This window comes from Streptomyces sp. ME19-01-6 (genome assembly GCF_033793745.1).
Classification (GTDB): Bacteria; Actinomycetota; Actinomycetes; order Streptomycetales; family Streptomycetaceae; genus Streptomyces.
The window spans coordinates 20,540-32,542 of record NZ_JARAXF010000007.1 but is presented as its reverse complement, the minus strand read 5'-3'; the positions used below and the strand labels follow the sequence as shown (position 1 = coordinate 32,542).

Annotated in this window: 13 protein-coding genes and 4 pseudogenes; 10 read left to right on the top strand and 7 right to left on the bottom strand. The window is 66.5% G+C overall.

Annotated elements, in window-relative coordinates; genetic code table 11:
* The first annotated feature begins 36 nt into the window (after positions 1-36).
* Positions 37-584 (top strand): annotated as a pseudogene (locus PV419_RS18425) (PP2C family protein-serine/threonine phosphatase).
* A 118-nt stretch (positions 585-702) separates the two neighbouring features.
* On the opposite strand, the gene PV419_RS18420 reads toward PV419_RS18425, so the two are convergent.
* Both PV419_RS18420 and PV419_RS18415 read right to left on the bottom strand, forming a co-directional pair.
* Positions 703-1,140, bottom strand: coding sequence for a glutaredoxin domain-containing protein (locus PV419_RS18420; protein ID WP_319690225.1), 438 nt, complete (start codon positions 1,138-1,140; stop codon positions 703-705).
* A gap of 114 nt (positions 1,141-1,254) precedes the next feature.
* Positions 1,255-1,815 carry a GNAT family N-acetyltransferase gene (locus PV419_RS18415; protein ID WP_319690219.1) on the bottom strand — a complete coding sequence of 187 codons (561 nt, stop codon included), beginning with the start codon at positions 1,813-1,815 and terminating at the stop codon, positions 1,255-1,257.
* 136 nt (positions 1,816-1,951) lie between these two features.
* Here PV419_RS18415 and PV419_RS18410 point away from each other — a divergent pair, with 136 nt between their 5' ends.
* Entirely contained in the window at positions 1,952-2,176 is a 225-nt protein-coding gene (locus tag PV419_RS18410; RefSeq protein WP_319690213.1) for a hypothetical protein, read from the top strand.
* A 542-nt stretch (positions 2,177-2,718) separates the two neighbouring features.
* Positions 2,719-3,240 carry a hypothetical protein gene (locus PV419_RS18405; RefSeq protein WP_319690208.1) on the top strand — a complete coding sequence of 174 codons (522 nt, stop codon included), beginning with the start codon at positions 2,719-2,721 and terminating at the stop codon, positions 3,238-3,240.
* Between the two features lie 10 nt (positions 3,241-3,250).
* On the opposite strand, the gene PV419_RS18400 is transcribed toward PV419_RS18405, so the two are convergent.
* Both PV419_RS18400 and PV419_RS18395 read right to left on the bottom strand, forming a co-directional pair.
* The gene (locus tag PV419_RS18400; protein ID WP_319690904.1) at positions 3,251-3,631 is read right to left on the bottom strand and encodes an antibiotic biosynthesis monooxygenase; all 381 of its coding nucleotides are present in this window, start codon (positions 3,629-3,631) and stop codon (positions 3,251-3,253) included.
* Between the two features lie 51 nt (positions 3,632-3,682).
* Positions 3,683-4,063, bottom strand: a pseudogene (locus PV419_RS18395) (RidA family protein); the annotation flags it as partial.
* Positions 4,064-4,359: 296 nt separating this feature from the next.
* On the opposite strand from PV419_RS18395, the pseudogene PV419_RS18390 reads away from it, so the two are divergent.
* Both PV419_RS18390 and PV419_RS18385 read left to right on the top strand, forming a co-directional pair.
* Positions 4,360-4,482, top strand: a pseudogene (locus PV419_RS18390) (IS5/IS1182 family transposase); the annotation flags it as partial.
* A gap of 665 nt (positions 4,483-5,147) precedes the next feature.
* Positions 5,148-6,281 (top strand): reverse transcriptase N-terminal domain-containing protein, encoded by a 1,134-nt coding sequence (locus tag PV419_RS18385; RefSeq protein WP_319690203.1) that lies wholly within the window; start codon positions 5,148-5,150, stop codon positions 6,279-6,281.
* Positions 6,282-6,493: 212 nt separating this feature from the next.
* Here the strand turns inward: PV419_RS18385 and PV419_RS18380 are convergent, their stop codons facing one another.
* A complete protein-coding gene (locus PV419_RS18380) occupies positions 6,494-7,009 on the bottom strand; it encodes a GNAT family N-acetyltransferase (protein ID WP_319690197.1) in 516 nt (171 codons plus the stop codon).
* Between the two features lie 75 nt (positions 7,010-7,084).
* Complete coding sequence (locus PV419_RS53295; RefSeq protein WP_415925338.1) at positions 7,085-7,291, bottom strand: ATP-binding protein; 207 nt, start codon at positions 7,289-7,291, stop codon at positions 7,085-7,087.
* A gap of 527 nt (positions 7,292-7,818) precedes the next feature.
* Here PV419_RS53295 and PV419_RS18370 point away from each other — a divergent pair.
* From PV419_RS18370 to PV419_RS18355, 4 genes and pseudogenes are all read left to right on the top strand, one after another.
* Positions 7,819-8,916 carry a protein kinase family protein gene (locus PV419_RS18370; protein WP_319690184.1) on the top strand — a complete coding sequence of 366 codons (1,098 nt, stop codon included), beginning with the start codon at positions 7,819-7,821 and terminating at the stop codon, positions 8,914-8,916.
* Positions 8,840-9,238 (top strand): annotated as a pseudogene (locus PV419_RS18365) (helix-turn-helix domain-containing protein); the annotation flags it as partial. The gene PV419_RS18370 and the pseudogene PV419_RS18365, both read left to right, overlap by 77 nt.
* 391 nt (positions 9,239-9,629) lie before the next feature.
* Positions 9,630-9,926: a hypothetical protein gene (locus PV419_RS18360; protein WP_319690949.1), complete on the top strand. Its 297-nt coding sequence runs from the start codon at positions 9,630-9,632 to the stop codon at positions 9,924-9,926.
* Positions 9,884-10,150, top strand: a complete 267-nt coding sequence (locus PV419_RS18355) for a hypothetical protein (protein WP_319690947.1) — start codon at positions 9,884-9,886, stop codon at positions 10,148-10,150. The genes PV419_RS18360 and PV419_RS18355 overlap by 43 nt, the downstream gene beginning before the upstream one ends.
* Positions 10,151-10,387: 237 nt before the next feature.
* Here the strand turns inward: PV419_RS18355 and PV419_RS18350 are convergent, their stop codons facing one another.
* The gene (locus PV419_RS18350; RefSeq protein ID WP_319690179.1) at positions 10,388-11,365 is read right to left on the bottom strand and encodes a quinone oxidoreductase family protein; all 978 of its coding nucleotides are present in this window, start codon (positions 11,363-11,365) and stop codon (positions 10,388-10,390) included.
* A gap of 137 nt (positions 11,366-11,502) precedes the next feature.
* Between PV419_RS18350 and PV419_RS18345 the strand changes: the two genes are divergently transcribed.
* Entirely contained in the window at positions 11,503-11,847 is a 345-nt protein-coding gene (locus tag PV419_RS18345; RefSeq protein ID WP_319690175.1) for a helix-turn-helix domain-containing protein, read from the top strand.
* The last annotated feature ends 156 nt before the right edge of the window (positions 11,848-12,003 follow it).

Genomic DNA, 12,003 nt, shown 5'->3' with positions numbered 1-12,003 from the left:
GACGTCCAAGGCCACAATGTCAGCGCCGCCAGCCTCATGGGCCAGGTCCGCACCGCCATCCACGCCTACGCCGTCGCCGGGGCGCCCCCGGAGAGGTCCTCGCCCGCACCAACCGCCTACTCGGTGACCTCGACCCCGATCTGCTCACCAGCTGCCCGTACGCACACCTCGACATCACCGACCACCGCGCTCACCTGGCCACCGCCGGACACTGCCAGCCCCTCCTGCGCCACGCCGACCAGCACACCACCGTCCTGGCACTGCCGGCCGGACCGCTGCTGGGTGCCGATCCCGAAGCACACTGCCCCGGCACCGAGATCGCCCTGCCTTCCGGCGCCGTCCTCGCCCTCTGCACCGACGGACTCATCGAAACCGCGGGCACGGACCCCGACACCAACCTCGGCGAGCTGGCCGCCCTGCTCTCCCACCCCGTCGACTCCCTCGGTACCCTCGCCAACTCCCTGCTCCACCACGCGCGGCCCTCCGGCGATCGCACCGACGACACGGCCCTGCTGCTGACCACCACAGCGAGTCCCGGCACTTCCGTGACCGTCGGCCGACACCCGCGCCTGCCCGTGTACTGAGCTTGTCTTTCAACCTCCGTCCGCGTTGTACGGCGCAGACGGAGGGTTCAGACGGCGTCGAGCCGGCTGACGATCTTTCGGGCCTGCGGGCGCCTTGCCGATGTGGCACCGCTTCCGATCACGCGGAAGGGGAGAGCTGTTCGCAAACCCATTCTGGATCGGGGTTGACGTGCGGCTGGCCCGCTACGACGACAGTCGGCACGGTCTCATTGCCGTCGTTGGCTGCCCTCACCGCTGCCGCTCCAGCCGGGTCACGCCAGATGTCGACCCAATGCAACTGGCGGGCGCTGCGGCCCAACCGGATGCGCAGTCGGAGGCAGTACTTGCAGCCCGACCGCCAGAAGACGACCGGCCGGCCGTCGGCCGCGCTGCGGCGTTGTGCCTCCAGCGCACCGATCGACCTCGGGAACATCAGAGGCGAGTTCACGCCTGCGAGCAGCACAAACACCAGCAGGAGTGCTGCGGCTGCGCCAGGGGTCCCCCTGAAGATCAGCCCAGTCGCAACGACTGAGCCGCAGAGCACCAGCAGCATCGGCAGGATCCAAGCGCGCGTCATGAAGACGAAGGCTATCGATGAGTCGAAATGTTCCTCGAACCAGGCCGATCACCCAGGCGTTCGCCGACCGCTGGAGCGGCCCTCGCCTGATCATGTGCTCCGACGTCTCTCACATCAGGCCTTGAAAGAGTGCAGGTCGGCTACAGCAAGGGTTTGCTCCGCGCCATGGGCCTCGAAGGTGCCCATGCGCTGGAAGCCGAGGCGGGCGGCGAGCTTGAGTGATCGCTCGTTGGCCGTCTGGGTCACCACCAGGACCGGCTGGTCGGGCAGTTCGCCGGCGGCGGCGCGCAACATAGCCGTGGCGGCCTCGAACGCCAGCCCCGCACCCCAACTGCCGCACCGGAGCAGGTACGTCAGCTCCAGCTCCGTGCCTTCCTGGGTGACGTGTCCGGGAAGGTCGGCGGAACGGCGGTCGAGTACGAGTGTCCCGATGAACCGGTTGGTTTCCTTGTCGGCGATGACATAGGTGCCGGGCTTGCTGGTGATGGCGCTGATGCCGTTCGCGTCGAAGTACTGCTCGACGACGTTACGTGGCCGCGGGCCACCGAGGTGGGCCCGGACTTGCGGATCCGTCTGGAGCTCGATGAGGCCGTCGATGTCGGTGTCGTGCGCTTTTCGCAGCCGGAGACGATCCGTCGTGATCTCCATGGCAGACAGCGTGGGCAATGTGTTCATGCGACCCATTGTCGTGGCTCATTGGACTGAGCTCACCAACCCCGGGGCAGCGGCCGGCTCGCCCGCGGGGATGCGCGGTCCGGGCACTACCGCTGTCCGAGCGGTCAGGTCCAGGTCGGCGCTGTGGGTTTTGCCGATGCCGACCGTTATCGACGGGTTGGCACTAGATTACGCATGGCCGGTCACTCTCGGGTTGTCGTATGCCGCGATCATTGATGTGGCGACCCCGTTTGTCGCGGAGGCCGGTCAGCCGGTGGCCTGGAAGCGGCTGGATCAGGACTGGGAGAGCTACTTTCCCGACGATCTCTCTCGCATCCGTCAGCACGCAAGTTGGTTGGCTGATCGGGCGGGTCGTGACTGAGGAGCCGCTCTGGTAACGCCACGGCGAGCGAGTTCGCGCCGGAGGTCGGGGTTCTCGCCGTGTGCCTGCTCGAGTGCGTCACAAAGGGCTTGATGCTCAGGCCGGACGTGCGGCCGCAGGTGCAATCTCCTCGCTGACGAAGGTCAAGTAGGCGAGGTCGTAAAGGTGGGTCATGCTTGCTCAGACCGCCGCGGCTCGGGGCCAGGCGGTTTACAGACCGCGGAGGGTTCCATGGCGACGAGCGGGCGTGCATCGGCATACCGTGGCCTCGCGGCGGGCATGCGCCCCACCTTCGAGAACGCGGGCAAGCCCCCTCGATCGGCGTGTCCACAGCGTTTCCCAGACCTGCCGAGGAGTGCACGTTGATCAGAGCCGGGCGCCTGGTGATCTGGGCGAAGTCCTCGGCCATCGCGATGACGGTTCACCGTAGCCTGCCACCTTTCGTGCGAGTGCGATCGCGAGGGTGGATGTACGGGTGTAGGTATCCCGCCCTTTGGGCCGCGGGGATCGTATGTGCGCATCGGCAAACACGACGCCAGGGGGTGGACAGCGCTGCAGTCGCAGGCCTTCGACGACGAGGCCTGCCCGTCCGGGCTATTGTTCAGTCGCTGCTGGCGAACGCCGCGGCACTGCTGGACTTCACGATCATGCTCATTGTCGGTGGGCGGCTCTCGGACCGGTGGGGCAGGCGTGCGTCGCTGATCGGCGGCAGTGTGCTGATGACGGTCCTCGTCTGGCCTTCGTTCATGCTCCTGACCAGCGGGAACCTGGCAGGTGCACTGGCCGGACAGGTGCTGCTCGCCGTGCCGCTGTGTCTGTACGGGGGTGCCAGTTACACCTTCTTCGTGGAGATCTTTCTTACGGCCACCCGGCTGACCGGCGCTGCGATCTCCTACGACCTCTCCATCGCGCTCTTCGGCGGCACTGGCCGTGGCGGCCGAAGGGCTCGTCGCGGCCGTCGCGTCGATTGCCCATCATTCCCCGCGGTTCCCGCCAGATCGGGCTCGCGAGGGGCACGCCGACTCGTTCGATGCGAGTTTGTGGCGGGACGGTCGCTGAGGTGACTTCGGTTGGTCAGCTTGCTGTCGGGCTCTGTGGGACCTCCGCTCGCATGAACCCGTGGCTCCGCTCCACTTTCGCCACATGCAGCGTGTAGCTCTGGTACCACTCGGCTTGCCCGCGCTTTTGCGCCGCGCGGTGCTCGGCGTTGCACCGCCACTCCGTGAGGGCGTCGGCGTCGCGGAAGTACCCGACGGTGATGCCCAGCCCGCCAGGAGTCTGCGCGTGGTCCATCCCCAGGAACCCAGGGACGTCCTTCACCAGGTCTTCCATGCGTGCGATGGTCTCGCTGTAGCCGCTCTGGTTCTGGGTTCGCACGGTAGTGAAGACAGCCACGTAGTAGGGGGGTTCATAGGCCTCGACGGGCGTGACAGGCGCTTGGGAGTGATTACTCACGGCGCCACTGTAGGGGAGGGAATGCCCAACGATCCGGCGTCCACCCTCGGTTGGCCGCCGCGCGTACACCTCGATCTCGATCTTCATGCGAGGGTCGGCAAGGCCGCACATGAGCATCGAAGCGGCCGGCCGAACCTCGCCGAAGCAACGGCGCAGGACCGGCCAGCAGGGCTCGAAGTCTTCGCGATCGGGCAACAGATAGCGCACCCGCACCACGTCGGCGAAGGTGCACCCCGCCTCGGCCAGCGCGGCCTCGATATTGCGCAGGCACTGCTCGGCCTGCTCCACCACATCGTCGGAGATCGTCATGGTGGTGTAGTCGAACCCGGTCGTCCCGGACACATGCACCCAGTCGCCGTCGACCACGGCACGGGCATAGCCGATCTGCTCCTCAAAGGTCGAGCCGCTGAGGATCGCACGTCGCTCTGTCATGCGCCGAACGCTAAGTGACCAGCATGGATACGTCTAATACAGCATGAGGCATAGCCTGATATCTCTAGGCGTATGGAGCGCCCTGAGCTACCCCTGCAGCAGCTGCACCCTTCGTCGTGCTCGCCGAAGAACTCCACTTCGGCCACGCTTCGGCATTCAGAACGACCTGCCAAACCACTCACGCCGTAATCATCGGAGAGCCGGATGACAGGGAAACCGTCATGTCCGGTTCGGCGGGAGGCCGCGCGGACAAGGACTCACCTTGGTGAGAACCTCGCTGCGCGGCCCACCCAACTGCTTGGCTACACCAGTTCAAGCGGCTGCGAATCCGCTACGAGCGGCGGGCTGATCTGTACCACGGCTTGCTTGAACTCGCTTGTAGCATCCTCTGCCTCCGAAGACTGAGTAGGTCATTTTGAAACGATCAGGTGCGACACGAGGTCGCTCCAAGTAAGTAAGGACAGCCACGTGGAGGAGGTATCAATCGGCTGAACTTCGGGTCAGTGTCCAAGGCTCGTCCCCGCGCTCACGTGCGTCGCTGGTAACGGCGGGGTGCGAAGCTGAGCGTTCAAGTCCAAGGGCCCCTCGGCCATCGAGGAGCCACAGGTGAGGGGAAGGCTGGACGGGCGAACGCAAGTGAACCCCTGATGACACTCCGTGGCTTTCAGACCGCACGATGGCACGCAAGCGGCGGTTGCAGGACCCGGTGCTGCGAGGCACCAAGCGACCCTCAGGAAGCTGAATCCCGAGGGCAGGACACCGCTGGCCCCGGGGTAAAGGGGGCGCCCACCCCAGCCGTGACTTACTGGTGCGAAACGTGGAAACCCCGTCGAGGTCCAGGCCCTGCCTGGTAGGCCGACCGCAAGGAAAGGCTCAACTCCTTGGCGGGAGAAGGATGATCCAAGAAGCAAAGGCCGGCGGGCCGAAAGGCCAGAGGAAAACGAGAGACGGGACCTTCACCTGTCTTTCGCATAACTCGCTGGATACGGGCCCTGGTGGCCCGGCCCGAAAGGGAGCCCACGTGGATCAGGTGAGCCTATGAAGTCACCACTGCAAGGAAGCTGCAACCGAGGGCATACCTGCGGTGAACGGACCCGAGGGCGATCTACTCGACTGGCACGGGATCGACTGGGCCACCCGCGAGGAGAACGTACGGCGGCTGAGGCAGAGGATCTTCAAGGCGACGCAGGAAGGGGACCTCAAGAGGGTCCGCAACGTGCAGAAGCTCATGCTGAGGAGCCGCAGTAACACGCTGGTCAGCGTGAAGCGGGTGTCGCAGCAGAGCAGTGGTCGCAAGATCGCTGGCATCGACGGGGAGCGAGCCGCCACCCCTAAGGCGAGAGGCGAACTGGCGGCCGAGGTCCATCGGTCGTCCCAGCCCTGGAAGGCCAGGCCGGTCAAGCGAGTGTTCATCAACAAAGAGAAGACCAAGGTCGTCCATCTCGGAGATGGATTCGACTTCCTCGGGTTCACCGTCCGCCGGACGGGCGGCAAACTGATCATCAGACCGAGTGCGGCATTCTGCAAGAGGCTCCGGGCGCGGTTACGGACCGAGGTGAAGGCCCTGAACGGGGCCAACGCCGAGGCTGTCCTGCGCAGGCTCGTCCCGATCGTTCGCGGTTGGGCAGCCTATTACCGGGGGGTGGCTTCCACGACGACGTTCGCGTCGCCAGACCCCTATATGTGGCGCCTGACCTGGAGCTGGGCCAGGCGAAGCCATCCCAAGAAGTCGAGATACTGGGTCGCAGACCGGTACTTCGGCAAGTTCCACCCATCCAGACGGGACCGGTGGGTGTTCGGCAACCGCAATAGCGGTGCCTTCCTGCCCAAGTTCGCCTGGACCGGGATCGTCCGCCACCAGCTGGTCAAGGGCGGAGCGTCCCTGGACGATCCCGCCCTGATGGAATACTGGCGGAACCGCCGCCGCAGGAAAGCTCCACCGCCGATGGACAAGACCAGTCTTCTCCTGGCGGTCCGGCAGCAGGGGCTCTGCCCGCTCTGCAAGCAGGCGCTGATCGCCGGAGCCGAGTATGAGCCAGACAGCCCACGCCAGTGGATCAACTGGTTCGCGGCTTCGAAGAAGATGCTCCACAAGCATCACTTCACCTACCGGCGAAACGGCGGTGGAGACGAACGGAACAATCTTCGTCTCGTGCATTCCGAATGCCACCGCCAGCACCATGCGGGCGATGGGAAACGGACCACAACAACCTGCTGACCTGCGAAGCCCTTGTGGCTTGCTTGAGCCGGATGCCGGGACGACTGGCGCGTCCGGTCTGAGGGGGCCGGGTCACGGCAACGTGACCCGGCTACCCGACTAAGCCGCGAGTGTCCGAGCTGGGGAAGCCGCTGAGGCGATAGCGTGTGTGACACCGGGACCTGTCGGCCCGCGTCCCTGACAGGCGCGGTTCGGAAGGGCCCGGCTCCGTCTCAGTCCACTGCATCCACGAAACCCAGATTTCGGTTCATGGAGATGGCGCTCTCGTTCAGTGGGTGATGGAACGTGCGGACCTTGCTCGCTCCGCACTCCCGGACGAAGCTCATCCCGAACGTCTTCATGGAAATTGAGATGCCGCGGCCCCGATGACTGGCCCTCACGCCGGTCATTTCGTTGAACGCGAAGTCCCCGTGGGCCGATGTTGCCGCCATCCCGACCCAGAAATCGCCGTCCAGCGCAATCACGACACCGCGTGGGTCGTAGGAGGCGACTGCGAAGCGCCGCTCGGCATACTCTTCATACGAGTAGAACTCCCCGCGTTCGGGGATGTCGGCCGAGCACTCCTTGTTGAGTTCATAGAGCGCGAGACGATGTTCCGGAGTGTCTCCCAGCTCGGCCAGAGTTGTCAGACGAATGCCGTCAGCCCGGCATCTAGTCACATACTTCGCAAAGCGACATTCATCAAAGCTGGCGACATCAAGTTCGAGCTTCACCCACTGATCACCCATGTTTCCCCTTCGTCGAACTGCCCGGTCTCATCCTGTTGGCAGAGCAAGGGCGAAGACAAGATCACCGCACCAACGTCATCCGCTGGCCTGGCCAACCAGTTCGTTTTCGGTGGCCTGGAGTCGGTAGGACTCGGTGCCGGTCTGGATCAGCGTGCATCGGAAGGTGATCCGGTCGGCGATGGCCGCGCAGAGCCGGGGCTCGCTGAAGATCGAGTCCCACTCATGGAACGGTGAGTTCGTGGCGACCGCGGTCGCTTTGCGTTCCTCACGTTCGGCAAAAATCTGGAACAGCAGTGGCGCCCTGTCCGAGGAGTGATCAACAATACTTCGTCCAAGTCCACGGTCGCCGCCCCGTCGGCATCCTGAGCCCGCTGGCCCCTGCGCGCCCGCGCTCGGCCCGAGGACTGCAGCGGCGGGCCCGAGGTTCGCCTGGCAGTTGACCGGCCAAGGCGGTCGTGGCCACCGGCCGGGCCGTGAGGCTTAGCGGTCGGCTCCGGAAGTCCTTCGGGGGTTGACCCCTGGGCCTGGAGGGCGTTTCGCGGTCCGGGTGTCGAAGACGGTGTGGATGGGGCTCGACCACGGCGAGACTGACCAGATCCGAGCCGCTGAGCAGTGGCGGTCTGCCGGGGCATCGTGTTCGCCCGACCTTGTTGTCGATCTTCACGTATAGTGCGGCCAAAAGGGTGTTCGGATCGTGTTCACAAACGGTCTTGGATGCTCTCCGGCCGTGCAGGGGGCGGACCGCAGAACTATGCGTCGCGTGTGCGCGCCCTTTGGACGGGCCCAGGTTCGGAGAGGTTGGTGCCCTGGTGGAGGTAGCCGTCGAGAGCTTTGACGCGTCGCGTGGTGCGCGTTTGGCGGCCTACAGTGCCGTCTCCACATCGCTGGCGCTGTGCAGCGATCGCGAACTGCGCGACCTTGTGGATACGGCTGCGCCGATGGGTTCTGGCATCGGCGGGACCTCAGCGTTGCTGGAGGTCGGCGGAATCCCTGTCTTCGTTAAGCGGCTGCCGCTGACCGATCTGGAAAGGCAGCCGGAGAACGTCCAATCCACGGCGAACCTCTTCGGGCTACCGACCTTCTGCCACCCCGGCCTCGGGGTTCCCGGAAGCCCGGGATGGGGGGCCTGGCGGGAGCTGGCCGTGCACACCATGACGACGAACTGGGTGCTCGCACAGGACCATGAGGGCTTTCCGTTGATGTACCACTGGCGGGTGCTGCCGCACCCCGGGCAGGTGCTGCCCGAGCAACTGGCCGACGTGGAGAAAGTTGTCGCCTACTGGGGAGGCGGACCGCAGGTGCGCCACCGGATCGAGGCGCTGCGGGATTCCTCGGCGAGCGTCGCGCTGTTCCTGGAGTACATTCCGCAGAACCTGCACGACTGGCTGGACGTTCAGGTCAAGGCCGACGATGAGACGGCCGAGCAGGCATGCACCATGGTGACGAAGGAACTTGAGGCCGGAACCTCTTTCATGAACGCCCACGGGCTCCTGCATTTCGATGGCCACTTCCAGAACATCCTGACCGACGGCAAGCGTCTGTTCTTCACGGACTACGGCCTCGCTATCTCCTCCCGGTTCGACCTGTCGAAGGAGGAGGCCGACTTCTTCGCCGAACACCAGACCTATGACCGCTGCTACACCGTCACCCACCTGGTGCAGTGGCTCGTCACCGCCCTGTACGGGTACGAGGGGGATGAGCGCAGCGCGTTCGTGCGCGCGTGTGCCCGAGGGGAACCTCCGACGGGAATTCCGTCGCAGGTCGCGGCGATCCTCACCCGCTACGCCCCGGTTGCCGCAGTGATGACGGACTTCTACCACGAGTTCCGTTGTGAGAGCAGGCAGACCCCGTATCCCCTGGAAGCGATCCGCCGGATCGGCGGGCCGGACAGCTTGTTCATCATCTGATGGACCTGGGCGGCCAACAGCCGGGCTGGACGCGGGAGGCTCCGGGTGCCCTGATCCGCCTCTGCTGAACGGCCTGCCTGCCTTGCCCGCAGCCACCGCGCGCCCGATCGTCCTGACCGCCGCCGAACGGCACCGGCTGAAGAAAGCGGCCTACGGCCACAGCACCCCGCACCGTGACCGCCTGCGGGCGCAGATCGTGCTGCAGGCCGCCCGGGGGCGGGGCAACGCAGCGATCGCCCGCCAAACCGGAGCGCACCTGGACACCGTGCGCACCTGGCGGGCCCGCTTCGCCTACGGCGGCATCCCCGCCCTGGCCGACCGCAGGCGCCGCGGCCAGTCCATGACGCTTCACCCCGGTGCAGGTCGCCGAGGTCAAGGCCCTGGCCTGCTAACTGCCTGCCGAGACCGGCACCCCGCTGTCGCGCTGGTCGTGCCCGGAACTGGCACGCGAGATCGTCGCCCGCCGCATCTCCGCCTCCACCGTCCGCCGCTGGCTGCGCGACGACACACTCAAGCCCTGGCAGTTCCGGTCCTGGATCTTCATCCGCGATCCGAAGTTCCAGCCCAAGGCCGCCCGCATCATGGACCTGTATGCCGGCACCTTCGACGGCGTCCCACTGGGTGCGAATGTACGTGGTCTCCAGCGATGAGAAGACCTCGATCCGGGCCCGCTGTCGCTGCCCCCCACTCTCGCCCCCGGACAGGCCCGGGCCATGCGGGTCAGCCACGAGTACCGACGCGGCGGCGCCCTGGCCTACCTCGCCGCCTACGACGTCCACCACGCCCGCTTCCTCGGGCGCTGCGAGCCCACCACCGGCATCGTGCCCTTCATGAACCTGGTCACCCAGGTCATGACCAGCGAGCCCTATGCCAGCGCGAAACGCGTCTTCTGGATCGTCGACAACGGCTCCTCCCACGGCGGCGAAGCCGCCAAGACCGCCTGGCCAAGGCGTTTCCCAACGCCGTCATGGTCTACACCCCGGTCCACGCCTCCTGGACCAACCAGATAGAGATCTTCTTCTCCATCGTCCAACGCAAAGTCGTGGCACCCAACGACTTCACGGACCTCGACCAGATCCGAGACCAGCTCCGGGCCTTCGAAGACCGCTACAACGCCGCAGCACAGCCGTTCCAGTGGAAGTTCGCCCCCTCCGACCTGGACGATCTGCTGGCCCGGCTCGACCGACACACACTCGACCGACAGGAAGAATCCTCCGCCGCATCAGCAACATGATCAACCCCCGAAGGACTTCGGATCTGGAGTTGTGTGTGTCGCCTCGTCAGATGTCAGGGGCGAGAGGTGGAGCCGGCAGGCCGGTCGAGGGCGTCTTCGAGGGCGCCGGCGAAGCCGCCGGTGGGCAGCCGTGAGTCCTCTGGGCAGTAGGGGGTCCTCGTAGCGGTCGCTGTTGGCGTAGTAGAGGGCGAAGCCCCATCTGCCCGCGGTTCCTGGGCGTCGCTGCAGCGACTGTGTTCAGTCGGCCACCCGCAGCAGCAACTTGCCCGTCGACGTGCGCTCGCCCATCAGCCGATGGGCCTCGGCTGCGTCCGACAGTGGGAACTCCGCGGTGACCGGAAGGGTCACGTTGCCATCGGTGACCATACGGAAGGCACGCTCCACGAGCGAACGCAGCGCCTCGGGCGCCGACTGCGCGAGAGCCAGGATGGAGAAGCTCGCGACCGAACGGCCCTGCGCGTAGAGTTCGGACTGCCCGACGTGCCACGGCTCTGCGCCGCTCGCGTTGCCGAAGGACACCAGGCGACCGAAGACGGCCAGCGCGTCGAGACCGCGGCGAAGGGTGTCGCCACCCACCGGGTCGAGCACCAGGTCGACCCCCCTGCCGCCGGTGGCGCGGCGGACCTCGTCGGGGAAGGAGTCGGTGGTGAACACCTCGTCGTAGCCGTGTCTGAGGGCGTACTCGGCCTTGGCCGCGGAGGAGACCACGCCGTACACCGCGCCGGCGCCCGCCCCCCGGGCCAGTTGGCCGGCCACTGTGCCGATGCCTCCCGCAGCGCCGTGCACCAGCACGCTCTCTCCGGCGCGCAGTCGCCCCACCTCGTGGAGCAGGGCGCGCGCGGTCGGCAGCACGGTGGGGAGCGTGGCCGCGGTCCGCAGGTCCAGGCCCTCGGGGAGTGGGAAGACAGTGGCGGTCTCGGCGACCACTACCTCCGCGTAGGCGCCGCCGTTGACGAGCGCGACGACCTCTTGCCCCGGGCGCAGCCCTCCGACGCCGAAGCCGACGGCCCGGATCCGTCCGGAGACTTCCAGGCCGGGGACGAACGGGAGCGATTCCACCCGGTACCCCGCGGCGCGTGCCTTGAGGTCCGCGAAGTTCACGCCCGCGTAGGCGGCGTCGATGGTCACCTGGCCTGGTCCCGGCTCGGGGGCTTCGACCTGCACGACCTTCAGCACCTCGGGACCGCCGTACTCTTGGAACTCGACTGCACGCATGAGCGGAATGCACCCTTCGATCGAGTGTTCAACAGAAATCGAACACTGGCACTGTAAGATATCCATCGAACACCGAGCAAGCGGCCGGAGCACTCCGCAAGGTTCCCGGCGAGGCCGCGCATGACGAGGGGAGGGGCGTGTCGAACCAGGCCGCGGGCGGCAGTCACCGTGCGGCGCCGGTACACGCGGATCCCGACGAGGTTTCCGTCCTGACCGCGCTGTCCGCGCTCGCTGACCCTGTGCGCATCCAGCTGATCCGCGAGTTGGCGGGTTCCGCCGACTGGACGCGCAGCTGTGGCAGCTTCGACGTGCCGGTCGGCAAAGCCGCACTCAGCCACCACTTCTCGGTCCTGCGCGGCGCCGGTCTGCTCGAACAGCGTGACCAGGGGCCCAAGCGGGTCAACCGACTGCGCCGCGAGGAGTTCGAGGCGCGCTTCCCCGGACTGCTCGGCCTGCTCCTCCGCAGCGACGGCGCCGAGTGAGCGGCCAGCCCGCGCGTCAGTCCGGCTCCGCTTCGAGTCGTCCCATCGGACCGCGAGGGCTCTCCTGACCGACGGGCCGGGGACCGCATACGGCAGGCGACGGCCTGTCGTATCCACTTCTCTCGTTCGGCTTGTCTGCCATGCCCGTTGCCGCTG